Source organism: Granulicella sp. 5B5 (genome assembly GCF_014083945.1).
Classification (GTDB): Bacteria; Acidobacteriota; Terriglobia; order Terriglobales; family Acidobacteriaceae; genus Granulicella.
The window spans coordinates 1610947-1634692 of sequence record NZ_CP046444.1 but is presented as its reverse complement, the minus strand read 5'-3'; the positions used below and the strand labels follow the sequence as shown (position 1 = coordinate 1634692).

Sequence of the window (23746 nt, the reverse complement as noted above, 5' to 3'; positions counted from 1 at the left end):
TCCCCCGATAATAGGCGCGGATGGTCCGGAACTTGTAGCTCTGGCGGCATTTGTAAGGAAAATGTAAGGATTCTGTAAGGTGAGTACATGGTTCACTTCTTCTTGAAGCAGGAGGAAGTACCGTGACATTTCTTCGCATCGCCACACTTATTATGGTCGCAGCTAGTGCCTGCCCGGCACAAAGCCACGCGACATCGGCAACGGCAGCCCAGCTCCCAGCTCATGCAACTCTGCCAATCAGCTTCACGAAGACAGTGAGCGCTTCCCACTCCAGGCCAGGCGACACCATTCAGGCCAGAACCACGCAGGCTATTCATTTGGTCGATGGCCGAGTAGTCCCCGCTGGCACTCTGGTGACAGGGCACATACTTGCCGCCAAGGCATTCGCCTACGACGAGACGCCCTACGCAAAGCAGGTCCCTGGCGTTTTAGAGATTCAATTCGACTCTCTTCAGGTGCAAGGGCAATCGATTCCTCTTCATGTTTCTCTGCGGGCTATGGCCGACCCACTCACCGGTTGGCACGCTGCAGACCCGCCCCCCTCGGACATGGACCCGCTTGGCACTTTGACTCAGGTGGGGGGCGATCAATTGGTGCCTTCACAGAAAGAGATTCGCGACCGCAATGGTGACGTGGTTGGTTACAACAAGAAGGGTGGTGCTTATGCTCATCTCATCGCCAATGTCCGTGGTCCTGTGAACTGCGACGCTGGAGATACTGAGCAGCCTATGTCCCAGTTCTCAGCTTCTGCCTGCGGCCTCTACGGGTTTACCAATATGTCGCTGACCAGCTTCGATGATTCACACATCGGACTGGTGTCTACCCACAGCACTCCGCAAATATGGAAGCACAGCATCGCGCTCCTCGAAACGATGCCGGATGCTTCGAGTAAATAAGTAATTTCAAATTCGGAGAATTGCATGCTGCCAGTGGGACCGGCTACAAAAGTCACGATCTATCTCAATCAGGACACCGGCGGCGCGAAGGGCTTCTTGCGTGACGAGATTTTGTCCTTCCTCCGGGAGGGCGGCGTGGGCGTCGGTGGAGCGACCGTGCTTCACCCATACGCAGGATTTGGTTCTAGTGGACATCTACATAAGATCGACGAGGGGGGTGTTGCTGGCCTGCATCTCCCCGTCGTCATTGTCTTCGTGGAGATGACCGAAAAGGTCAATTCGATTCTTCCCGCTCTTCTGGAAATAGTCACAGACGGCCTGGTTGAAGCGCATCCGACTCAAGTTCTAAAGAACATTGTTGGGAAGGAGAAGGTAGTCTCCTAATGGTTTGGACGAGAACTCTTGCCACAGCCTGCGCCCTAGCCTTTCCCATTGCGACATGCAGCGTCATTGCTCAGCCTTCCCAGTCTCAGGTTGCATCTACTCCCTTGGCCTTGTCGCAGGCGGAGACGATAGCTCTTGCGAACCAACCTCGTATGCTTGCGTCTCAAGAGCGGGCGCGAGCTGCTGCAGCCCGAATTCGAGAAGCACGCTCCGCGTATTTTCCGGCCGCGGCATTCAATGCGACGGGAGCCCTCGTCGCGGATGCCGGAACCGCTACAGCCGCTGGAGCATTGACTACCTCATCCATTTCGGATCGATTCGCGTACGGTGGTCAGCTCACGCAACTCGTTACCGATTTCGGGCGAACCAGCGCGCTAGTAGGCAGTAGTCGATCCAGCGCGCTGGCACAAAGCGATCTGGCGACTCTGACGCGCGCGCAGGTGAGGCTAAATGTTCGCGACGCGTATTATCAGGTTCTCGGAGCAGAAGCTGTTCTGCGAGCTGCTCGAGCTGCCCAAACTAACCGTCATCTAGTAGCGAAGCAGCTAAACGCCTTGGCGCAAAGTGAGCTGCGTTCAACGGTTGATGTGAACTTTGCCGAAGTGTTGGCTAGCGAGGCTGACCTCGCCGTCGTACAGGCCCAAAGTGTCGTTGCCCAACAACGAGCGCGGCTGGCAACCGCCATGGGTACTGCACAGGCTGTCACTGCGTCGTTAGTGGAACCCATCGCCCCCGGTGCTCTTCCGCCCGCTCCCGATAGCTTGCAGTCCGAAGCGCAGAATCAACGTGCAGATCTGGGTGCAGCCGAGGCGCAACAACATGCCGCAGAGCAATTTGCCACTGCCGAAAAGCGTTTGAGCTATCCAACTCTTGGTGTCGGTGCGGCTGGCGGAGAGATTCCTTACCACGATCACACCCTACAGAACAGTTACGCAGCGGCAGCTTTCAATCTCAATATTCCGATCTTCAATGGCGGTCTTTTTGCGGCTCGCCGTGCCGAAGCTCAATCTGAAGCGAATGCTCGGGCCAACGACGTGCGAGAGTTGCACCTGGAGGTCACCGAACAGGTGCGGAACAGCTGGCAGCGTGCCAATGAAGCCTTCCAGAGTCTGGCCGTTACCACACGCTTGGTAGCGCAAACGAAGGAGGCGCTCCGTCTTGCGCAAGCACGTTACGATTCCGGGTTGGGTAGCATCGTCGAGTTGAACGAGGCACAAGTGAACGAAACCTCTGCGGAGATTTCGGCGGCTGATGCGAATTACACCTATCTCTCACGGCGCGCGGAACTTGACTTTGCGGCTGGACTCTTGAATTGAAAGGATTTCACGGTATGGCCACAAAGAGACGCGCGCTGGCGATCAGTTTGATGACTGCTTCCTGCGCAAGCATTTTGACATCATGCAAATCGAGCGCACCGTCTGTGGCAGAGGCGCCAATCGTGCCTGTGGCGATTGTCGGACCTGCAACTCTTCAGAACAATGTTGTTCTCTCTGCCGAGTTCGAGCCATTTCAAGACGTTGATGTCATGGCGAAGGTTGCTGGTTATGTTCGCGATATTCGCGTAGATATCGGCTCGCATGTGAAGACCGGCGATGTTCTCGCGGTCCTGGAGGTTCCTGAAATCCAGGACGAACTCGAAAAAGCCAAAGCTGGAGTGGCTGCTGCCGAAGCGAATGTCGTGACAGCGCGAGCTGGCGTGCAGCGTGCAGAAGCCGAGGCTAACATCGCGCACCTTTCATTCCAACGCATCAATGAAGTCGCCACGAAAAACAAGGGTCTTGTGCCGCGGCAGGATGTAGATGTTGCCCAGTCGCGTGATGCGGAGGCGGTTGCCCAGCTCGCCAGCGCGAAATCCGCGCTCCAGGCAGCGCAAGAGTCAAAATTGGCAGCCGATTCGGAGTATGCGCGCGCGGGCGCGATGATGCAATACGCAACGATCCGTGCCCCTTTCAATGGAATCGTGACGAAGCGATACGCCAACACCGGCTCAATGATTCAGGCGGGCATCTCCTCGCAGACGCAAGCAATGCCAGTCGTACGTCTCGCGCAGTATGACGTGCTGCGTCTTACGCTTCCTGTTCCGGTTACGGATGCCGCCGAGATCAAGGATGGCCAGTCCGTCGATGTCAACGTAGCAAATCCATCACGTACGCTTCGCGGCAAGATCGCGCGATATGCCGGTTCCGTGCAGATGGATACACGCACCATGGATACGCAGGTAGATGTGCGCAACGCGGACGGGAGCTTGTTGCCAGGCATGTACGCCGAAGTTCATCTGCATCTTGCAGACCACCCCCATGTGATGAGTGTTCCTATCGACGCTATCGACGGATTGGGAACCAGCGTCGAGCAGGCCTACGTCGTTCGAGATGGTGTAGTTCACGTTGTTCAGGTTACGACTGGCTTACAGACGCCGACCCGGCTGGAGGTTCTCTCCGGGCTCGAGGCAGGAGATCAAGTCGTCGTCGGCCGCCACACCGGTCTCTCCGAAGGTGAGAAGGTTCAACCTCGCCCAGCGACATACGAGAACGGTCCAAGCCACAGCTAACACTGTTTCAAGAAAAAGAGCGAGGAAAGATGTCGGGATTTTCCATTCGAAACCCCTATTTGATCGTTGTCCTCTGTCTGGTCGTGATGATCCTGGGCACGGTCAGCGCCTCAGACATGCCGGTCGACATGTTCCCCGCTGTCAACATGCCTGTGGTCGCGGTGGCTACGTTCTACTCGGGCATGCCGCCCGCTCAGATTGAGACGAATATCACCTATCATCTTGAGCGCCAGTTCACGCTCGCAAGCGGCATCGATCATATGGAATCGCGTTCTTTGCCGGGTGTCAGCCTTATCAGGGTGTATTTCCGCACGGGTACTGATGCGGATGCCGATGCGGCGACCATCTCATCCCTGGCGATGAGCGATTTGCGCGATATGCCTCCGGGGACTTACCCCCCGATCATCCTCAAGCAGGATGCGGCGAGCATTCCAGTGAGTCTCGTTACTCTGTCCGGTTCTGGTCTGGATGAAAGTAAGCTGAAGGACCTCGGACAGAACTTCGTTCGTAACCAGCTCGCCAGTGTAGACGGTGCCTCTGTGCCCCAACCCTTCGGCGGTCGCTGGCGTCAGATCATGCTATATGCCGATCCCTATAAGCTGGAGGCGAATCAGTTGAGTCCGATGGACGTGGTTCGCGCGGTGAATGACGCCAATGTCATCCTTCCTGCGGGCGATGTCGAGATCGGCAGAAACGACTATGACCTTTATACAAATTCAATGCTTGGCGGCGCGAAGGACATCGCCCAGGTGCCGCTCAAGATGGTCGGTCAATCGCCTGTGCGCGTCGGCGATGTCGCCGTTCCGCTGGACTCGTTCAGTCGTCAATTCAATGTAGTTCGAGTGAATGGACAACGTGCCGTCTATCTGCCGATCTTCAAAGCGGGCGCGGACGCGAACACGATCTCCATCGTGAACGGTGTACGGGCCACTCTGAAGAAGCTTTACGACGTACCTGCGTCTCTCAAGACCGAGGTTGTGTTCGACCAATCGAGGTTTGTGAAAACAGCTATCGAAACCTTGCTCCATGAAGGTGGCGTCGGCCTCTTTCTTACCTGCCTCATGATCCTGATCTTCCTCGGCAGCATGCGAGCAACGATTGCAGTCTTCTTTTCCATCCCCCTTTCGCTCCTGGCAACATTCTTCGTCTTGAAGCTCGCCGGAAGCTCAATCAACAGCATGGTGCTTGGTGGTCTGGCGCTAGCTCTTTCTCGACTGATCGACAACTCTGTCGTTGTACTCGAAAACATTTTCCGCCATTTGGAAGGGGGTGAGCCTCCCTCCGTTGCAGCGGAAAAAGGTGGCCAAGAAGTCGCTCTCCCTGTTCTCGCTGGAACACTCACGACGGTCGTGGTATTTTTCCCGGTCACGATGCTCTACGGTGTCAGCCGCTTCCTGTTCTCGGCTTTGGCACTCGCGGTTGTCATCTCGCTGTTCGCTTCATATTTTGTCGCCCTCACGGTTGTGCCACTTTTCTGCGCTCGTTTTATCAAGAGCCCGCACGGCGACGTGGTACATGAGTCTGCCGAAGGCGAATACACAATTGACGCTGCTGCTCCTTCGTCGAAAAAGCTTGGCTTCGGCGCGCGATTCAATGCGGCCTTCGCGCGCGGTTTCGACAAGATGCTGCACCGCTACGATACGTTGGTGCAAAAGGTGCTCAAGGCTCCGAAATTGGTCCTCGGCGTGTCTGGCATAGTTTTCGTACTCAGCCTCTTCCTCTTTCCGCTTCTCGGACTATCGTTCTTCCCCCGCACGGACGCCGGACAGTTCGTTATCAACTTCAAGGCTCCTTCGGGTACGAAGTTGACGGACACGGAAGCAGAAGCAGCAAAGATCGAGAGCATCGTACGGCACATCGTCTCGAAGCACGATATGGCGCTGACGGTAACCAACATTGGCGTCGACCCCGGCTTTTCAGCTCTCTTCACCCCCAATTCGGCCATGCACACCGGTTTTACTCAGGTCGCGCTTTCCGAAGACCATAAGGTCAGCAGCTACACCTACATTGATGAAGTCAAGAAGGCGCTGGCAACCCAGATGCCGGAACTACAAACGTTCTTCTCCAGCGGTAGTCTCGTGGACGGTGTTCTCAATATGGGCGCACCGGCACCCATCGACATCCGGGTTGCAGGCAACGACATAACCGCGGATTACAATACCGCGCAGAGCATCGCGGGGAAGGTTCGCCAGATTAACGGTGTAGCCGATGTATATATCCCACAAGACATCGACTATCCATCGTTGCGCATCTCTGTCGATCGCACCCGCGCCGATGAACTGGGTCTGACAGAGAAGGAAATCGTCTCCAACATCATCACCGCAGTGACCTCGAATCAGATGATCGCGCCGAGTATCTGGATCGACCCCAAGACTGGCAATAATTACTTCCTCACCGTTCAATATAAGGAAGGACAAATCAAGTCGCTTGAGGATTTGAAGGCAATCCCGCTACACGGAACCAATATCAAATCCCCAACTCGTTTGGACATGGTTGCCGATATCCAGCAGTTTAAAGCGCCCACGGAGTTGGACCACACGCAGATTCGTCGCTTCGTAGACATTTATGTGCGCCCCCAGAAAGAAAGCCTGAATCGCATTGCAGATCAGATCAATAAGATCGTCGCATCGACTCATCCTCCCCAAGGCATCGACGTGAAGTTGACCGGCAGCGTCAACTCGATGAACGAATCGTTCAAGAGTTTTGCTATCGGCTTGACGCTGTCTGTCTTGCTTTTGTTTCTCATACTGGTGGCGCAATTCCGCTCTTTTATGGATCCGTTCATCATCCTCTTGGCTTTGCCTCCAGGAATTACAGGTGTGATCGTGGCATTGCTTCTCTGGGGCACAACACTCAACGTCATGTCACTTATGGGTGTAGTCATGCTGGCCGGAATCGCCCTGTCGAACAGCATTCTGATCGTCGAGTTCGCACACCATCTGATGAAGGAAGGCATGGGTGTGCGTGAATCGATCACAACTTCCTGCCGTGTACGACTCCGCCCAATTCTAATGACGTCGCTCGCCACACTTATCGGCTTGTTGCCGATGGCGCTCAAACTTGGGGAAGGCAGCGAGGCTTATGCCCCCTTGGCTCAGGCGCTAATCGGGGGATTGACGGTATCCGTTATCTTGACCGTCTTCCTGGTTCCCGCTGGCTTTTTCCTCGTCTATCAGAATCGGAAGGTAGGCAACGAACAACACGCATAATACTTGGATGGAAGAGAAAGCCGGTGTCGTTCAGACACCGGCTTTCTCTTCCAGGGTGATAATCTCTACCCACCCGCTTCATAGGACGCATCCGTCACACCATGTACCTCGTCCACGTCATGCGTCTCGTCCAGTTCAACCGCTTCATCCGCTTTCGATACCTCTGCCTTCCCGGATTGGCCGCCACCGTTCTCTAGGCCCCCTCTCCTGGTACCTCCTTGAGCGCCTGCTGCTCCGCTTTGGCGCCAGTTCTACCTTTCCCGTCGCGCTCCGCCACTGAGTCTCCCCGCCGCGCCGCGTTAGCTTCTATAATCTGTACACCGCAATAAAATCTTTTCGACTGTGCCATTCCTTGCCGATAGCACACGCCTCAACCCGCATCAAACTGTCGTACATGCCTCTAGACTCAAAGCAGGTCACAGTCCCTGCCACTCGCGAACCCGTATCTATCTCCGCAGAGCTCACCCGCTGGCTCGGCTGGCTGCTGCTCGCTGCCGCGGCCATCTTCTTCGCGCTTCACTTCCTCCACCTCACCGCCGACTTCCCCAACAACTCCCCCTGGGAGGACTGGTCCAAATACACCGACGAAGGCTGGTACGGCGACGCCGCCATCCGTCACACCCTCTTCGGCACCTGGAACTTTTCCGGCGACTTCAACCCCGCCGCCGCCCTCCCCGTCTGGCCCTTCCTCGAGCTCATCCTCTTCAAATTCACCGGAGTCTCCCTCGCCGCCGCCCGGGCTCTCACGCTCGCCGTCTTCGCCGTCACCCTCATCGCCTTCTATCGCCTCATCACGCGCCACACCCACCCCAGCAGCCGGCGTTCCGGCCAATCTCTCGCCGCTCCCATCTGTGTGCTCCTTCTCTGCACCAGCCCCTTCCTCTTCGTCTTCGAGCGCATGGCGATCCTCGAGCCTCTGCTCATCGCCCTCACCGCCCTCGGCCTCCTCGCCGCCTCCCACCTCCACCCTCTTCACTGGCCTTTTGCAAAAAGTTCGTCATCTCGACCGGAGGCGCAACGCGCCGCAGCGGAAAGACCCCTGTATTTGTCTTTTCTGTCCCAGGCAAAGCTCTTTCTCCCCACCCTCGCGCTCGCCCTCATCATCCCCGCCGCCATCCTCACCAAGACCACCGCCATCTGCCTGTTTCCGGCGATCTTCTACCTGGTCTGGGCGCGTGCCGGCTACCGTCTTCTGCCCGCGCTCAAGCTAGGTCTGCCGCCTCTCGCCGTCGGCCTCGCGCTCTGGGCTGCCTACTACGGCTTCATCGTCCGCCCGCACTACCTCGCTGACTACCAGTACCTCTTCTCCGCCAACGCCTACACCGGCTTCGAACTCGACCCCCTCGCCGACGTCGTCCTCAACACCCTCTCCGACGGCCTCTGGATGGGCGCCGTCCTCTACATCTCCTTCTTCGCCACCGTCCTGCTCACGCTCTTCTGGCGTCCGCGCCTGCTCTCCAACCCGCTCGTCCCCGCCCTCTGGCTGTGGATCGGCGGCTACTTCGTCTTCCTCGCGTACCACAACAACCTGCAGCCGCGGTACTACATCGTCGTCGCCGTCCCCATCACGGCCTTCGTCGCCATCGCCATCGACGCCTTCCGCCGCCCACCGCACGCCGAAACCTACTCCATCTCCGCGCGAGTCCTCTCCGGCCTCATCGCTGCCGCCGTCGTCCTCGCCATCGCCATCCCCGACGCCGTCCGCCAGATCGAGTTCCTCCGTCGCCCCACCTACGGCTTTGAGGCCGCCGCGCAATCCATCAAGCGCCTCGTCCTCGCCGACAAGACACACCCCCACCTCATCCTCTCCATCTCCGGCTCCGATCTCACCCTCATGACCGGCCTGCCCTCCATCTGCGACGACTTCGGCACCGATGACCTCGATGTCCGCGTCAAAAAATACCGTCCCGGCTGGTACATCGCCTGGAACGACGTCGAAGACGACAAGGCCGACGCCATCACCCCGCTCTACACCATGCACCGCGTCGCGGCCTACCCCGCCATGGACGACCCCGAGCGCAACCTGCTCATCGTCTACCGCCTCGACCCCAAGGTCCCCACTCCCGAGGTGCACCGCGAGCGCCGCCGCACCCCCAAGCCCCTCATCACCAAAGAAGGCCAGCAGCCCAGCGTCCCCCAGCTCCAGCACTAGGCCCTGCGCTCGCACTTGTTCTTGCTGTTGCCTTTGCCGTTCTTGCTGTCATTCCGAGCAACGCGAGGAACCTGCTTCTCGCGCGCAGCGCGCGATCTCTCCTGGCGGCGTACGATCGCCGCACCGCGTTCGTTGTCGGCCGTCACTCCGGCTTCGAAACCGCCAGCCGAGTCCTCCCCACCAGGTACTCACCCTCGTCCTCATCCACATACTCAAAGAACGCAATGCTGTGCGAGTCCTTCAGAAACACCCCGTGGTAGCGGATGTAGTAGGTCTTGTCAGCCTCCGCATCCAGCCGCAGCAACAGCACACGCCCTTCAGCATCCATGCCCGCAGCTTTACCCTGGTACTCCGCACATAGATGGTGCACACCGGCGCCACGAAGAAGGTCATGTGTGTCTGCGCGGTCGTAGCTCCCAACTCCCTCTCTTCTCTGAACAGAAATCTGTCAACCCCCAATTCCGGTGTTTCGATCGCAACCCTAACAAACTAAACCGCTAACGCCACAAAACGAAAAAGCACATTCATAGTTTCGGCAACCTATACTGGGAGTAGGAAGAAATCTCACAGCTCAGAGCTGACAGCTCACAGCTCAAATCTGTGTGTTTTTATCCCAGGCGAGATAACCCCTTTGTTAGCCATATCATACCCGTAACTATATACAAAATCAGTCACTTACCCCCGGGATCACCTCGTAAGTCGCTGATTCCGCTGGATAGCTCCGCTACATAGGGAGGGGAAGGGGGATCCCTCCATTCGCAGATTTCCGCCTCTAAGCGCATCATGGAAGGCGAGACCCGCATGAGCGCCAGCCCGCAACCGCCCAGCTCGACGACCAAGCCCGCAACGCCGCTGCTCGCCTGGATCTTCCTCGCGGCCAGCCTCGTCATCGTTGTCCTCTGGTTCCTGGCCGCCCGCGGCTACTGGGAGGACGACGCCTACATCCACCTCGAGTTCGCCCGCTCCCTCGCCACCGGCCACGGCTTCACCTTCAACCACCACCTCGTCTACGGAGATACCTCCCCGCTCTGGGTCTGGCTCCTTGTCGCCGCACACTTTATCGTGCCCGCTTCTCCAGCATCCGGTTCCGACGCCGCCAGCTGGCTCGTCGCCGGCAAGTTCCTCACCGTCATCGCAGCAGCCTTCGCGCTCACCGGAGTCTTCTTCTACGCCCGCTCGCTCGTCCGCCGCCAGCACTTCGCCATCCAGTGGCATCCCGCTGCGGCTAACGTCTTCGCCGCGACCATGCTCCTCGTCTTCGTCCTCAACCCTTACTTCGGCTACTGGGCCTTCTCCGGCATGGAAGCCCTCGCCGCCGCCGGCCTCGCCTGCTGGACTTGCCTGCTCCTCGCGCCGCGCCACCTCAGCTGGCAGCGAGTCCTGCTCGCCGCGCTGCTCTCCGGCCTCGCCCCACTGTTGCGCCCGGAGATGGCCTTCTTCACCGTCCTCGTCGGCTGCGTGCTTCTCCAGCGCATCCGCAACATGCACCACGCCTCACTCACCACGCGGGTCGATGTCCTGCTTGCGGGCTTCGTCCTCGCCGCCGCTCCGGCAGTCTCCTGGGCGCTGTACGCGCACCACACCTTCGGCAGCATCCTGCCCAACACCAACGCCGCCAAGCGTGTCGGCCCTGCGGACTCCGTACTCCGGCGCCTCATCCACCTCTACGGATACGGCTATCCGGTTACGTTGCTCGCCTGCCTGCTGCTCGCAGTCTGGATCGTGGTCTACTACACGCGCCACCGCCCCACAGACCCGCCGCACCGCTCGCCCTTCGCCGCGCTCCACGCCGGCGGCTGGCTCCTCTTCGTCTGGACAGCTCTCAACACCGTCTTCTACCTCGCCAACCACACCCTCGTGCAGACGCGCTACATCTTCGTCACCGCCCCGGTGCTCACCATCGCCGTCCTCGCACTGGCCGCCATCCGCTGGCCCCACATCTACCGAGTCCTCCTCGCCCTCACAGTCCTCTACTCAGCGACCCTCAGCCTGCTCGCTACCCGCCCCCTGGTCCACAACAAGGTCCTCGGCGACGCCACCTACGCTGCACTCTCCAGCTACATCCAGGCTCTGCCGCCGCAAGCGCCCGTCGCCCTCTACGCCATCGGCGAACCCGCCTTCCTCACCCAGCACCCCATCATCGACACCGGTGGCATCACCAGCCCCGGCGTCATCCCCTACATCCACGACTCCGACGACCACCGCCTCACCGCCTGGATCTACGCCGAAGGCGCCCGCTACGAGGTCGTCGACCATCCCCCCGTTCCCGGTGCCCACCTCCTCTGGTCCCACGACACCCCCGCCACCGGCTGGTACTTCTCGCCCAACCGCTACGCGGCCACAGAGCGCCTCCAGCTCTGGCAGCTCCCCCTGCCGCCGCCAGATGAAGCGACAGGCAATCAATAACCTGATGACGAAAATCTATCCAAAACCCGATAGTGCGATCAAATCACTATCAACTTTTGGATATCATCCTGTAACCAATACTTAATCGAATCTCAGACTCGTAACACCGTTCCAGTCTTCAGGCGGCCTTCATGTTCCACTCTAGGCGAGCACGCTGCGCAGTTCTGCTCTCCTTTTCCAGTATCTTCGCCCTTTCGCAACCCGGCTGTTCGGCGCAGTCGCAGTCTCCCATTGGCGTTGCAACCGGCCTCGTTACGGGCACGGTTCTCGACCCTTCCGGCGCACGCATCCCTCACGCCACGCTCACCATCCACAGCGACAGCCTCGACCGCACCGCCTCCACCGACTCCGAAGGCCACTTCTCGCTCTCGCTCCCGGTTGGGACATACCAGCTCACCGTCACCGCGCGCGGCTTCTCGGCATCCGCCACCGCCATCACGGTAGACGCGAGTACACCTCTGCGGCTGAGCCTGCCACTCGCCATCGCCGTCCGTTCTGAAGAGGTCGCCGTCCCCATCGAAGACGAGTCCGCCGCTCCCAGCAACGCCGGTGCTATCGTCTTCTCCGGCGCTGACCTCAGCTCCTTCTCCAGCGACGACGCCACCTTCCAGAAGGAGTTCCTCGCCCTCGCCGGCTCCAACGGCAGGCCCGCCGAGATCTACGTCAACGGCCTGCTCGCCACTCGCGTTCCGCCGCGCCAGACCATTCGTCAGGTCAGCATCAATACCAATCCGTACTCCGCGGCGTACGACAAGATCGGCTTCGGCCGCATCGACATCACCACCCGTCCCGGCGGCAGCGCGCTCCACGGCCAGCTCCAGCTCTCCGGCAACGACAGCGCGCTCAACGCCCGCAACCCCTACGCTCCCACCCAGCCCGCCAACGACACCTTCGACATCCTCGGCAACATCAACGGCCCCCTCGGCCGCAAGAGCTCTTTCTTCCTCTACGCCGACGACACCCTCCAGAACTTCAACGCCACCATTAACGCCTACACCCTCGGCGCAAACCCGCAACCCCTTTCGGAAGCCGTCGCCGCGCCCCAGCGCCATCTCCAATGGGACACCCGCGCTGACCGCCAGTTCTCTGCCTCCAACACCTTCACCGCGCACTACGTCTTCGACCAGGCCTCGCAGCAGAACGGCGGCCTCACCGGCCAGGTTCTCCCCGAGGCCGCCTACAACAGCGGCACCACCACCCAGACCCTGCAGTTGCTCGACAGCCAGGTGCTCGGCCCGCGCTTCGCCTCGGAGTCGCGCCTCCAGTACATGCGCACCCGCCTCAACCAGAACCCACTCTCCAGCGCGCCTTCCATCCTGATCGAAGGCCTCACCACCGGCGGCGGCAACGCCCAGCAGTCCCTGCACGACAACCAGGACACCCTCGAGCTCCAGCAGCTCTTCTCCGCCGATCAGGGCAGGCACTTCATCCAGTTTGGTGCCCGCTACCGGCTCCAGCGCGACGCCAACCTCTCCACCGCCTTCTACAACGGCCAGTACATCTTCCCCTCGCTGGCCGCCTATCAGGCCGCCCAACCCACCCAACTCACCTTGGCCGCCGGCCGCTCCAGCGCCACCATCGTCACCAGCACAGCCGCCGCCTTCATGCAGGACGACTGGCATGTCGCCAAGACCCTCTCGCTCGAACCCGGCCTCCGCGTCGAGGCCCAGTCCGCCATCCCCGACCACCTCGACATCGCCCCCCGCCTCGGCTTCGCCTGGTCACCTGACCACAAAGGCAAACCGCTCCTCAACCTCCGCGGCGGAGCCGGCATCTTCTACGACCGCTTCGACGCCGCCAACCTCCTCACCTCCGTCCGCCAGAACGGCACCACGCAGCAGACGTACCTCGTCACCACAAGCATCCAGTACCCCAACGTACCGCCCGCGTCCTCGCTCTCCGCGCAGCCGCCCACCACCTACACCGTCTCCCCCAATCTGCGCTCCGAGCTCTACTACATCGCCGGCATCAGCGCCGACCGCACCTTCCGCCGCCGCCTCCGCATCGGCGCAACCTATCTCTTCACCGACGGCTCCCACCAGTGGCTCTCGCAGGACATCAACGCGCCGCTCCCCGGCTCCGGTGGCCTCCGCCCGCTCGGCACCCCGCAGAACGTCTACCAGTTCACCTCCAACGGCCACCAGGTCGTCCACACCCTCGACATCACCACCCGCTACCGCGCCAGCGCCCGGCTCTACTTCTGGACCGACTTCAACCTCCAGTTCAACCGCACCAACACCCTCGGGCCCACCAGCTTCCTCTCCAACCCCTACAACCTCCAGCAGGACTTCGGCCGCTACAATGGCCCCCTCGCCAGCTTCTTCGGCGGCGCCACCGTGCAACTCCCCCTGCAGCTCAGCGCCGACGCCTACTTAGCCACTCTCGCCGGCACACCCTTCAACATCACTACCGGCACCGACCTCAACGGCGACGGCATCTACAACGACCGCCCCGCCTACGCCACTGCCCCTACCGCCAACTCCGTCCTCTACCCAACCCCCTACGGCACCCTCGACGCCAACCCCCAGCCCGGCGAGCCCATCATCCCCATCAACGCCGGCAACTCCCCTGGTTTCATCTATCTGCAGACGGCCCTCCACCGCGCCTTCGCTATCGGCCCGCGCCCGGAAGCCAGACCCGGAGCCAAATCCTCCTCTGCCCGCCCCTGGAGCCTCACCTTCTCCGTCGAGGCCGCCAACCTGCTCAACCACAACAACCCGTCCCCGCCCATCGGAGTCCTCAACTCCCCCTACTTCGGCCAGTCCATCACCCTCAACGCCCCCTTCGCCACTAACCCTTCGGCCAATCGCACCATCACCCTGCGCGCGGCGTTTAGCTTTTAGGCTATTCTGGCCATTCTCCCGTTGACTCCTGCCTGTACTTTGGCTATCCTGAATGCTCGCGCAGTCTCGCGCCTGCACCTCGCCGTGCCCGTATTCCGTTCTCGGATGCCGGGCAATCATGAGGTCTAGTTGGCCTGAGACACCGAGGTGAGTCCAGGCAGTTCGGCTTCCGTGGCATCTGCCGGAAGTTTCCGCCGCATTCGGCACCCACTCCCCAGCCCAGCAGCTAGTTTCTTTGGCTCTTCAGGCTTTGTGCGCGTCGCGCCGCTCCTCAGGATTGTGTAGCTGCTTCTGCAGGAATCTAGCGCGCTTCAACCGCAACCCCGGCTTTCGGCCTGCGCGGACTTTCGTGTCCGCTCCTCCGCTTGCCGCCCAACAAGGACTGGCTGTACCTCTCTTCGCGCTTCAAGCCGCACAGTCGATTCACGAAGACGGCAGAACCAAGGAGTAACCCTACGATGAACCTCAATCAGACGACCACGATCCCCAGCGGCACGAACATCAAGCGCAACTGGTTCGTCCTCGACGCCTCCGGCCAGACCCTCGGTCGCCTCGCGTCGCACGCAGCCAGCATCCTCGCGGGCAAGCTGAACCCGCTCTACACGCCCTACATCGACATGGGCGATCACGTCATCGTCGTCAACGCTGAGAAGATCCAGGTCACCGGCATGAAGGCCTCGCAGAAGCTCTATCGCCGCTACACCGGCTTCCCCGGCGGTCTGCGTGAGGAAGAGTACACCAAGCTCCTCGCCCGCCGTCCCGAGAAGATCCTCGAAGAGGCCATCAAGGGCATGCTGCCCAAGTCCAAGCTCGGCCGCCAGATGGCCACCAAGCTCAAGGTCTACAAGGGTGCCGACCATCCGCACCACGCCCAGCAGCCCTCCGCCCTCGAAGTCAAGGGCTAAGAGATTCGCCCCGGTCTTCGGGGCAGGCAACAACCGGTAGGTCCGGGCTTCAGCCCGGACGATCTCCGGAACAAAAGATTTCGGGGCTTTAGCCCCTGAGGGATTTTCAAAATGGCAGATCTCATCCAATACTACGGAACCGGCCGCCGCAAGAGCGCGATCGCTCGCGTCTTCCTGCGCCCCGGCTCGGGCAACTTCACCGTCAACGGCAAGCAGTTTGACGAGTACTTCGTCACTCCCGCACAGCGCGCCGCCGCCAAGCTCCCCCTCGGTATCGCCGACATCAACGAGACCTTCGACGTCCTGACCACGGTCAAGGGCGGCGGCGTCAACGGCCAGGCCGACGCGGTCAAGCTTGGCATCGCCCGCGCGCTCATGGAGTTCAACATCGAGCTCCGCAAGGCTCTCAAGTCCGGCGGCATGGTCACCCGTGACGCTCGTGGCAAGGAGCGCAAGAAGTACGGCCAGAAGGGCGCCCGCGCTCGCTTCCAGTTCAGCAAGCGATAAAAAGACAGCGAATCATCACTGTCTTGAAGCCGTTGCTTTTCTGGTTGTCATCCCCGAAGGGGATCTGCTTTTCGCCCGGAGCGCCATAAACGCTCCGGGCAGCACCACCCGCAACACCCTCCGAAGAGCTCGCATCGGAGGCAAGGACCTAAATCTCCCGACGCTTCACCGCCAGGGATCAATCCAGACCAGCCGCAGACCTCAAGCGTGCTCGGCCCGGTCTATAAACAGGAGCTTTTTATGGCTAGCATCACAATGAAGGAACTGCTCGAAGCCGGTGTCCACTTCGGTCACCAGACCAAGCGTTGGAACCCCAAGATGAAGGAGTACATCTTCGGCGAGCGCAACGGCATTTACATCATCGACCTCCAGAAGACCCTCAAGATGTTCAAAGAGGCTTCGAAGTTCGTCACCGACCTCACCTCCACCGGCAAGCTCATCCTCTTCGTCGGCACCAAGCGCCAGGCGCAGGACGCCGTGGCAGAGGAAGCGACCCGCGCGGGCATGCCCTACATCAACAGCCGCTGGCTGGGTGGCCTGCTCACCAACTGGGTCACCGTGCAGAAGTCGGTCAAGCGCCTCGCCGAGCTCGACGAGATGTCCACCGACGGCCGCTACGAGCTGCTCACCAAGAAGGAAGTCATCAAGCTTGAGCGCGAGCGCAAGAGCCTCTCGACCAACCTCTCCGGTATCAAGACCATGAAGCGCCTGCCCGACGCGCTCTTCATCATCGACTCCAACAACGAGGCCATCGCCGTCGCCGAAGCCCGCAAGCTCGGCATCCCGGTCGTCGCCGTCGTCGACACCAATTGCGATCCCACCGTGGTCGACTACGTCATTCCCGGCAACGACGACGCTCTCCGTGCCATCCGCCTCTTCACCACCAAGATCGCCGACTCCGCCTACGAGGGCACGCAGCTGATCTCCGACAAGGCCTTCTCGCAGGAGTACGACGAGGTCACCCCCATCGCTACCGAGTCGCACTTCCTCGGCGAAGACGGTGAGGATGCTGGCATCGACGAAGTCCACGAGTCCGCCGGCATCGCCGCTGCCTCCACTGAGGATGTGGCCGAAGACGAGACCATCGACCTCAACGCCGTTCTGGGCGGCGGCATCCGCAAGGCCCCCGCGGCCGCTGAAGCCGAAGCCGAGGCAACCCCCGCCGAAGTCAGCGCCTAAGAGACCGGCCATCAAACTGGGTGCCCCATGTCTCGCTTCTGAAACATGGGTTTCCACCGAAGTTCAGGGGCGCGGGCTTCATACCCGCGCCCTTTTCACACCCCTCTAACCCAGAGGAGAAAGAATTACATCATGTCTACCACCGAAGCCGTAAAGATCGACGCCAAGCTCGTCAAGGAACTCCGCGAAAAGTCCGGCGCCCCTATGGGCGACTGCCTCAAGGCCCTGCAGGAAGCCAAAGGCGATATGGAAGAGGCCTTCGTCGTGCTGCGCAAGCGCGGCATGGCGTCGGCTGCCAAAAAGGCCAGCCGCTCCACCAACGAGGGCTCGGTCGGCACCTACATCCACGCTGGCGGCAAGATCGGCGTCCTCCTCGAGCTCAACTGCGAGTCCGACTTCGTAGCCCGCACCGAAGATTTCCAGGAGCTCCTCAAGGACATCGCGATGCACATCGCCGCTGTCGACCCGCGCTTCATCGGCAAGGACGAGGTCACGCCTGAGGACATCGAGAAGGAGAAGGAGATCTACCGCGCCCAGGCAGCGGCCTCCGGCAAGCCGGCCAACATCATCGAGAAGATGCTCGAAGGCAAGATGAGCAAGTTCTACGAGGAAGTTTGCCTGCTTGACCAGCCCTTCATCAAGGAGCAGTCCCTCACGGTAGCGCAGCTCATCGCGCAGAAGGTAGCCAAGCTCGGCGAAAACATCAGCATCCGCCGCTTCGCCCGCTTCAAAATCGGCGATCCCAACTACACGGTAGCCTCGGCCAAGGTTGTTGCCACGGAAGAAGCAGCCTAAGCCAAGCAATAACTAGCCAAGCAGCTGGCGAACCACCGGGTGTGCTGGCAAGTCACCCAGCATGTTGGCAGGCACCGAACATGCTGGCGAGGCACGAACGGTAGGCCGGGGCTTCAGCCCCGACAATCACAGCCTCCCCAACCCCAAGGCCCGGGCTTCAGTCCGGGCCTTCGCCTTTGCCCCCGGTTTATTTCCCGGAGGAAATCTGTGTTTTACCTCCGCTCAACCTGTGTCATCTCGACCGGAGGCGCGTTTTGCGCCGTAGCGGAGAGACCCCTGTATTGGCTATTGTTTTTGCTCTTGTTTTTGCTTTTCTTGTTTGTCATTCCCGAAGGGAATCTGCTTCTCGCCTGAGCAGCCTAGATCCTCAATGGAGCCACAAATCGATAGGGCACGGCTTCAACCGTGCCGATAGATGGCTCCTTCCGTTGATGGTGGGACCTCTAAGCCGCGCTCACCACCATCACCTTCGCCTCACCCTTCTTCACCTTCGGCCGAATCTCGATCACTACATCATGCTCCAGCGCCGTGACAAAGTGCATCAGTCGCTCGACCGAGAACCCTTCCAGCTTGTACGCTTTCAGTGCAGACACCTTCGGTTGAGTCACGCCCAGTACCTGAGAGGCCTCCACCTGCGTAAGCCCACGTGCCTCCAGAATCCGGTTCACCACCACGCACAGCCGCAGCTTCGTCCCCAGCTCTTCAGCGTCCGCCAATCCCAGATCGGCAAACACATTTCCGGAACTCGCCTCTACAACCGCTTTACTTGTCTTTGCCATATCGCACCTCATAATCCTGCTGCGCGTCCCTGAGCCGCGCCGCGATCAAGTCCTGGTCAGCCTTGGACGTCTTGATGCCACTCTTCGACTTCTTCTGAAACGTGTGCAGCACATACACAGCACCTTCAAAGCGGACCGTATAGACCGCGCGAAACGTATCACCGCGATGGTCTTCTACAATCTCCAGCACGCCCGGCCCATCGCCCTTCCAGGGCTTCGCATCAGGATGCTTGCCGCCAAACTGTGCCACTCCCAGCGCCACACCGAGATGCGTCTGTACCATCTCAGGGAATTTCATCAGGTCTTTCTTAGAGGAGCCAACCCAATACAGAGGCTTCTCTCCCACAGCGGATACGTTTCTCGTCATGAATATCCCAGTTAAGGGATAAGATAAACCGGGATTGCGATTCTGGCAAGACGCGTTCTCAGTCGGGCGACCCACCCTCTTGACACCCCATTTACAATAGAAGCATGAGCATCCTCCACCCGGCCCAGGCCGGGTTTCGTCGTCTAAGAAGCTCTTTGACAACCCAGCTGCTAGGTAGCAACCAAAGTGCACCCCAAAGGGTATACAAGCTTAACCCCAATCCGCTGCGGATCTTGGCCCGAAAAAGGGGGGCAGGTGCGAGATTCTCAACCCCTTGCCGCAGACGCGCTCTCAATGGAGGAACCCGCATCCCCGCTTAATGAGCGGTATGGTGAAAGTGCTCCAGAGCGCGATGCACGCCCCACGTCACCAGCACCCCACCCGCCGTCGCCACCAGCACGGCCACAAGGAGCCCCCAGTTGTAATTAGCTTCCAGATGCCGCAGTGGGAAGCCCGCCAGCAGCCCCCCAACGGCACCCATCGCCGCGTCGGACCACGGCGAGTGGCTCTGGCACTTCATCGACTTGCCCGTCACCCATCCTGCAACGAAACCCACCAACGCAAACCAGAAGAAGACGTCCATCGCAATTCTTCCTTTCCTCGCGTGAGCCATACATCTCCGCGCACGATAGGCATTGAAGCACCAGACGACAACCCTCGTCTAGGACGGCCATCACACTCGCATAAAAAGCGGGCCCAAAGGTTCGCTTTGGGCCCGCTTCGCGCTTCAAAAGACTACGTTATCCCCGGCTTCCGGTCACAAGCCGATACAGGAAGGTCAGCAGGATCGCTCCCAGCGTTGCGACGATGATCGTCGAAACAATGCCGGCAGGCATAAAGCCCAGGTGGCCGGCGATGAACCCGCCCACCAGCGCACCCAGAATGCCGATGACGATATCGCCGATCACGCCAAAGCCTGAGCCCTTCATGATCTTTCCGGTCAGAAAGCCTGCGATCAACCCGATCAATAGTGTAACGATGATTCCGTGTCCATCCATATTGGCCTCTTTCGTAAAGCAGTCTTTAGATCACCAAGGGATTCCACCACATCCCATAAGCCCTGTCCACCATCGTCGGTGGATAGTTTTGTCCACCCTCATCTTTGGTAACTTCCAAGTCGCCTTACGAACTCCAAGTACACCAGCGCTGCGGGCGAGTACCCACTCGGATCGGCCCGTGTAAACTCCCCGGTCATCGGGTCCATCTGTTGCCGAAACTCCCCCGGCCCACCATCGGTGCCGGATCTCGCAATCGCAGTCACCCATGCGTGCATCAGCTCACGCAACTCTGCCTCTTTACCGTAGTGGGCCATCCAGCGCGGCGTGCGTAGTGCAGTCAGTGCCTGCGTCGCCCCGCCCCAGCTATTGCGCGGAATCGGGCGTACAAAACTCGGGTCGTCAATCGCGATCGAAGGAAACGAATACGGTGTCCAGAACGCCTTCGGATTGTGTAGCTGCTGCACCCACACATCGTCGAAGATCTTGCGGTCGCGGGGTATCTTCAGCTTCAGCACATGCTCGCCCATCACGCGCGTGATCACGTCGCCGCGCACCCGTACAAAGTGGTTCTCCGCGTCCAGGTCATAAAACGCGGCGTCTTCCGGGTCATACAGCTTCTCGATGATCAGTCTTCGGATCGTCTCGGCGTCTTCCGCCCAGCGCGCCGCCTCATCGTGCTTGTGCAGCGCCTTCGCCATCGCGGCCAGCGCCACACGCCCGCCGTACACCGTTGCGGAAAGGTCCGGGCACAGCCGCGGCATCGTCACAATCGGCGGACACTTCCTCGCGTCCGCGTCGGGACAGCGGTTCGGAATGCCCTTCCACCGTGGGCTGTTGTCATGCCCCGTGTCATACGTGCAAAAGCCCTCAACCAACCCTGTCTTCCGCGTGTCCCGATAGCGCCGCAGCCACGCATCCCACTTCCCGCAGGCCTCGTACGCTGTCGTCAGCAGCTCTTCATCATGTGTCAGCTGCACCAGCTCCCAAGCCGTCGCCGCGATCGGCACCACCATCTGGATCTGTCCATATCCCACCTCGCCGCTCACCTTGATGCTCGCCGGCAGCTGGCCGTCCTCGCGCTGCAATGCAAAGAATGCCATGTGATTTGCCCGCGCAACCTCTAGCGGACTCGACTGGCCTTCATGCTGAGGCACAAACCTCCGCAGACCCGCATACACCAATGCCTCCTGCGGCCCACACTCCATCCACACGCCCGGATACACCGCGCCTTCCATCAGCATGGGCCGGTCGTACCTGGGCACCTTCTTCACATTCCCCGCCAGCACCGTCAGTGCCGCATCCCAGGTGCTCCTCCAATGTGGGCCGCTGTCCGGAAACCGAGGATACGGCTCTTTGGCCCAGCTCGTTAGTGTCACGTTGGCCGCTGCTGCAGCTAGACCCGCCATCCGCAAAAACTCTCTCCGTTGCATGGGAACATTCTTCAGCACTTGCTCAACAAAAGCTACTCGGCACAGCGTCACCGGTGATACCTTTTCCTGTTAGACAACGCTTTTATTTAAACTCGCATCGAACCGCTCATCCAATACATGAGTCCGCACGTAGGGGCTCCTGCTGGCAGCGCAAACCTGCCGAGGTTTCTCCCGGATGTCGTCGCCGATATCGCTCATGCCGCATGCCGTCTGCTGGCGAGCAGACCCCCAACTTATCTGGACCATGGTGGTCGCCAACGCGATCACGGCGTTGAGCTATCTCTCCATTTGCATCACTCTTCTCTCTCTCGTCCGCCGCACGCGCCAGGCTCTCGCCCGCGACTGGGCCTACTTCGGTGTCGGTTTTGCGCTCTTCATCGTGGCTTGTGGTTCCACGCACTTCATGGAGGTCGTCACCACCTGGCTACCCTTCTTCTGGATCGACGCGACCGCCAACATCCTTACTGCAGTCCTCTCCGCGTGGATAGCGCTTGCGCTCATCGGCCGTGTCCGTCTCATGGGCGACCGCATTAACGATTACGCCCAGCGCCTCACCACGACCGAGCAGGAGCAGCGCCAGATGCGCGAAAGCCTCATGGCCGCTCAGAAGCTCGAAGAGTGGAGCCGCATGTCCACCCTCGTCGCGCATGAGATCGCCAATCCGCTCGAGGCCATTCAGAATCTGCTCTTCCTCATCGAAACCTCTCACAATGTCACTTCGGATGTTGCCGGCTGGGCCGCCACAGCTGCCGAAGAAGCCACACGCATCCTCACCATCTCCCGCTCCACGCTCGATTTCTTCCGCCAGGGCAAGGACCCCGAACTCGTTGACCTCTTCGCCGCGGCCGAGAGCGTCCGGGCTCTCCTGCTGACCCTGCTGCAGCGCCAGGACATACATCTCGAACTCGTCGCCACCGGCGACACCGCGGTGCAGGCGCTACCTGGCGAACCCCGTCAGGTCCTGCTCAACCTCATCCGCAACGCCTGCGAAGCCATAGCAAAACCACACGCCGCCATCCGCGTCACCTTCACCGGCACGCCCGCTGGTGTCGAAATTCAAGTCTGCGACGAGGGCCAGGGCATCCCCCCTGAAGTCCTCACCCGCCTCTTCACCTTCGGCGTCACCAGCAAAGGCGAGCAGGGAAACGGCCTCGGCCTTTGGGCCACCCGCCACATCCTCGCTCGCCACGGCGGAGACATCCGCGTCGCCTCTACCGGCCCGGAAGGCACCACCTTCATCTTGTGGTGGCCCCGCGCCTTCACTCCCGCAACCAACTGACCACCCCTTACAAAACAAGTCCGCCGAAGCCCCAGGCTTCGGCGGACTTCTCTATGCTCTACATTTTGGCGTTTACACTCTGCCCTTACCGCACGCCACCCAGCAGCTTCACCAGCCTTTGAAATGCCTCGCGTCTCGCCGCCAGGTTAGCCGCGCTCGCATCTGGAGCCTCGCCCGCACGCATAAACCCATGCCCCGCACCGTCATAGATCACCGGCTCATACGTCTTGCCTGCGGCCTTCATGTCCGTCTCGGTCTGCGGCACGGTTGTCGAGATCCGCGCGTCGTTGCCTGCATAAAACCCATACACGGGCGCTGTGATGTTCTTCATCGCATCCACTGGTGGCGGCGTCCCGTAGAACACAAACGCAGCGCTCAGGTCTTTGCGGTGCGTGGCATACAGAAAGCTCTTTCCACCGCCCCAGCAGAAGCCTGCGATAAACAGCCTCCCATTCGCCGAAGGCAGCTTCTTGCCATAGTCCGCCGCGGCATCCAGGTCGCCCATTATCTCGCTGTCGGGCAGGGAAGTCACCGCGTGGACCACCGCACTTTGGTCCGGAAACGCCGAAGTCCCTCCCGGCATCGCCGCCTCGTACGCCGCTCCCGGAGCACCCGGTGCCCTGTGCATGTGGTCATCGCCGCCCATGCCCGCCATTGGCTTGGCGGCAACTGCGTTCGGCCCCCAGCCGCTCAGCAGGTCCGGCGCGACAACGATGTAGCCTGCGCCAGCCAGTTCATCGGCCATCTCCTTGAACCAGTCGCTCTCGCCAAAGATCTCGTGGATCAGAACGATCACCGGCGCCTTGTCCTTTACCTCCGGATACACCACGAACGCCTGCAGCTTCCGTCCGCTCGCCTCTTGGATCGTCACATACTCGCTATGCCTGGGGCTTTTATCCAAGGCTGTCCTTGCCCAGTCCTGCGCCTCCGCGCGTGTGCCACCTATCCCGGCCACACTCGACAAGGCCACCGCCACACATGCCACACCCGACAACAAAACTCGATTCATGCCAGCGAGTCTACGTGGACACACTCTTCGGCGCAACGCCATCCCGTTGCCGCCGTTCAT

Annotated in this window: 20 protein-coding genes; 13 read left to right on the top strand and 7 right to left on the bottom strand. The window is 60.3% G+C overall.

What is annotated here, in order from left to right; all coding sequences use genetic code 11:
• Positions 1–122 precede the first annotated feature (122 nt).
• From GOB94_RS06885 to GOB94_RS06860, 6 genes are all read left to right on the top strand, one after another.
• The gene (locus GOB94_RS06885; protein WP_182278098.1) at positions 123–896 is read left to right on the top strand and encodes a hypothetical protein; all 774 of its coding nucleotides are present in this window, start codon (positions 123–125) and stop codon (positions 894–896) included.
• A gap of 24 nt (positions 897–920) precedes the next feature.
• Positions 921–1280, top strand: a complete 360-nt coding sequence (locus GOB94_RS06880) for a DUF190 domain-containing protein (protein WP_182278097.1) — start codon at positions 921–923, stop codon at positions 1278–1280.
• On the top strand, positions 1280–2596 hold the full coding sequence (locus GOB94_RS06875) for a TolC family protein (RefSeq protein ID WP_182278096.1): 1317 nt from the start codon (positions 1280–1282) through the stop codon (positions 2594–2596). The genes GOB94_RS06880 and GOB94_RS06875 overlap by 1 nt, the downstream gene beginning before the upstream one ends.
• A 14-nt stretch (positions 2597–2610) precedes the next feature.
• A complete protein-coding gene (locus tag GOB94_RS06870) occupies positions 2611–3828 on the top strand; it encodes an efflux RND transporter periplasmic adaptor subunit (protein WP_182278095.1) in 1218 nt (405 codons plus the stop codon).
• A 29-nt stretch (positions 3829–3857) separates the two neighbouring features.
• Positions 3858–7037, top strand: a complete 3180-nt coding sequence (locus GOB94_RS06865; protein ID WP_182278094.1) for an efflux RND transporter permease subunit — start codon at positions 3858–3860, stop codon at positions 7035–7037.
• 394 nt (positions 7038–7431) lie between these two features.
• Positions 7432–9189, top strand: a complete 1758-nt coding sequence (locus GOB94_RS06860; protein ID WP_255484321.1) for a hypothetical protein — start codon at positions 7432–7434, stop codon at positions 9187–9189.
• A gap of 142 nt (positions 9190–9331) precedes the next feature.
• Here the strand turns inward: GOB94_RS06860 and GOB94_RS06855 are convergent, their stop codons facing one another.
• Entirely contained in the window at positions 9332–9517 is a 186-nt protein-coding gene (locus tag GOB94_RS06855) for a hypothetical protein (RefSeq protein ID WP_220465008.1), read from the bottom strand.
• Positions 9518–9990: 473 nt separating this feature from the next.
• Here GOB94_RS06855 and GOB94_RS06850 point away from each other — a divergent pair, with 473 nt between their 5' ends.
• The 6 genes from GOB94_RS06850 (at position 9991) to tsf (ending at position 17824) form a co-directional block, all read left to right on the top strand.
• Positions 9991–11595, top strand: coding sequence for a hypothetical protein (locus tag GOB94_RS06850; RefSeq protein ID WP_182278092.1), 1605 nt, complete (start codon positions 9991–9993; stop codon positions 11593–11595).
• Between the two features lie 131 nt (positions 11596–11726).
• Positions 11727–14438, top strand: a complete 2712-nt coding sequence (locus tag GOB94_RS06845) for a carboxypeptidase regulatory-like domain-containing protein (protein WP_182278091.1) — start codon at positions 11727–11729, stop codon at positions 14436–14438.
• A 458-nt stretch (positions 14439–14896) separates the two neighbouring features.
• Entirely contained in the window at positions 14897–15343 is a 447-nt protein-coding gene (gene rplM / locus GOB94_RS06840) for a 50S ribosomal protein L13 (protein ID WP_182278090.1), read from the top strand.
• A 111-nt stretch (positions 15344–15454) separates the two neighbouring features.
• Positions 15455–15850, top strand: a complete 396-nt coding sequence (gene rpsI / locus GOB94_RS06835; RefSeq protein WP_182278089.1) for a 30S ribosomal protein S9 — start codon at positions 15455–15457, stop codon at positions 15848–15850.
• Positions 15851–16090: 240 nt separating this feature from the next.
• Positions 16091–17029, top strand: a complete 939-nt coding sequence (gene rpsB / locus GOB94_RS06830; RefSeq protein WP_182278088.1) for a 30S ribosomal protein S2 — start codon at positions 16091–16093, stop codon at positions 17027–17029.
• A gap of 132 nt (positions 17030–17161) precedes the next feature.
• Complete coding sequence (gene tsf, locus GOB94_RS06825; RefSeq protein ID WP_182278087.1) at positions 17162–17824, top strand: translation elongation factor Ts; 663 nt, start codon at positions 17162–17164, stop codon at positions 17822–17824.
• Positions 17825–18267: 443 nt separating this feature from the next.
• Here the strand turns inward: tsf and GOB94_RS06820 are convergent, their stop codons facing one another.
• From GOB94_RS06820 to GOB94_RS06800, 5 genes are all read right to left on the bottom strand, one after another.
• A complete protein-coding gene (locus GOB94_RS06820; RefSeq protein ID WP_220465007.1) occupies positions 18268–18603 on the bottom strand; it encodes a helix-turn-helix transcriptional regulator in 336 nt (111 codons plus the stop codon).
• Positions 18587–18901: a type II toxin-antitoxin system RelE/ParE family toxin gene (locus GOB94_RS06815; RefSeq protein ID WP_255484320.1), complete on the bottom strand. Its 315-nt coding sequence runs from the start codon at positions 18899–18901 to the stop codon at positions 18587–18589. The genes GOB94_RS06820 and GOB94_RS06815 overlap by 17 nt, the downstream gene beginning before the upstream one ends.
• Before the next feature lie 385 nt (positions 18902–19286).
• Positions 19287–19553: a GlsB/YeaQ/YmgE family stress response membrane protein gene (locus GOB94_RS06810; protein WP_182278084.1), complete on the bottom strand. Its 267-nt coding sequence runs from the start codon at positions 19551–19553 to the stop codon at positions 19287–19289.
• A gap of 157 nt (positions 19554–19710) precedes the next feature.
• The gene (locus GOB94_RS06805) at positions 19711–19968 is read right to left on the bottom strand and encodes a GlsB/YeaQ/YmgE family stress response membrane protein (RefSeq protein ID WP_182278083.1); all 258 of its coding nucleotides are present in this window, start codon (positions 19966–19968) and stop codon (positions 19711–19713) included.
• A 98-nt stretch (positions 19969–20066) separates the two neighbouring features.
• Complete coding sequence (locus GOB94_RS06800; protein ID WP_255484319.1) at positions 20067–21374, bottom strand: alpha-L-rhamnosidase; 1308 nt, start codon at positions 21372–21374, stop codon at positions 20067–20069.
• A gap of 199 nt (positions 21375–21573) precedes the next feature.
• On the opposite strand from GOB94_RS06800, the gene GOB94_RS06795 reads away from it, so the two are divergent.
• Positions 21574–22677 (top strand): HAMP domain-containing sensor histidine kinase, encoded by a 1104-nt coding sequence (locus GOB94_RS06795; RefSeq protein ID WP_220465006.1) that lies wholly within the window; start codon positions 21574–21576, stop codon positions 22675–22677.
• An 85-nt stretch (positions 22678–22762) separates the two neighbouring features.
• Here GOB94_RS06795 and GOB94_RS06790 read toward each other — a convergent pair whose 3' ends face one another.
• Positions 22763–23686 (bottom strand): dienelactone hydrolase family protein, encoded by a 924-nt coding sequence (locus GOB94_RS06790; RefSeq protein WP_182278080.1) that lies wholly within the window; start codon positions 23684–23686, stop codon positions 22763–22765.
• Between the last annotated feature and the right edge of the window lie 60 nt (positions 23687–23746).

Coding starts and splice junctions, on each gene's coding strand:
- GOB94_RS06880 (WP_182278097.1), top strand. CDS start 921: ATGCTGCCAGTGGGACCGGCTACAAAAGTCACGATCTATCTCAATCAG.
- GOB94_RS06875 (WP_182278096.1), top strand. CDS start 1,280: ATGGTTTGGACGAGAACTCTTGCCACAGCCTGCGCCCTAGCCTTTCCC.
- GOB94_RS06870 (WP_182278095.1), top strand. CDS start 2,611: ATGGCCACAAAGAGACGCGCGCTGGCGATCAGTTTGATGACTGCTTCC.
- GOB94_RS06865 (WP_182278094.1), top strand. CDS start 3,858: ATGTCGGGATTTTCCATTCGAAACCCCTATTTGATCGTTGTCCTCTGT.
- GOB94_RS06860 (WP_255484321.1), top strand. CDS start 7,432: ATGCCTCTAGACTCAAAGCAGGTCACAGTCCCTGCCACTCGCGAACCC.
- GOB94_RS06855 (WP_220465008.1), bottom strand. CDS start 9,517: ATGGATGCTGAAGGGCGTGTGCTGTTGCTGCGGCTGGATGCGGAGGCT.
- GOB94_RS06850 (WP_182278092.1), top strand. CDS start 9,991: ATGAGCGCCAGCCCGCAACCGCCCAGCTCGACGACCAAGCCCGCAACG.
- GOB94_RS06845 (WP_182278091.1), top strand. CDS start 11,727: ATGTTCCACTCTAGGCGAGCACGCTGCGCAGTTCTGCTCTCCTTTTCC.
- rplM (WP_182278090.1), top strand. CDS start 14,897: ATGAACCTCAATCAGACGACCACGATCCCCAGCGGCACGAACATCAAG.
- rpsI (WP_182278089.1), top strand. CDS start 15,455: ATGGCAGATCTCATCCAATACTACGGAACCGGCCGCCGCAAGAGCGCG.
- rpsB (WP_182278088.1), top strand. CDS start 16,091: ATGGCTAGCATCACAATGAAGGAACTGCTCGAAGCCGGTGTCCACTTC.
- tsf (WP_182278087.1), top strand. CDS start 17,162: ATGTCTACCACCGAAGCCGTAAAGATCGACGCCAAGCTCGTCAAGGAA.
- GOB94_RS06820 (WP_220465007.1), bottom strand. CDS start 18,603: ATGGCAAAGACAAGTAAAGCGGTTGTAGAGGCGAGTTCCGGAAATGTG.
- GOB94_RS06815 (WP_255484320.1), bottom strand. CDS start 18,901: ATGAAATTCCCTGAGATGGTACAGACGCATCTCGGTGTGGCGCTGGGA.
- GOB94_RS06810 (WP_182278084.1), bottom strand. CDS start 19,553: ATGGACGTCTTCTTCTGGTTTGCGTTGGTGGGTTTCGTTGCAGGATGG.
- GOB94_RS06805 (WP_182278083.1), bottom strand. CDS start 19,968: ATGGATGGACACGGAATCATCGTTACACTATTGATCGGGTTGATCGCA.
- GOB94_RS06800 (WP_255484319.1), bottom strand. CDS start 21,374: ATGGCGGGTCTAGCTGCAGCAGCGGCCAACGTGACACTAACGAGCTGG.
- GOB94_RS06795 (WP_220465006.1), top strand. CDS start 21,574: ATGTCGTCGCCGATATCGCTCATGCCGCATGCCGTCTGCTGGCGAGCA.
- GOB94_RS06790 (WP_182278080.1), bottom strand. CDS start 23,686: ATGAATCGAGTTTTGTTGTCGGGTGTGGCATGTGTGGCGGTGGCCTTG.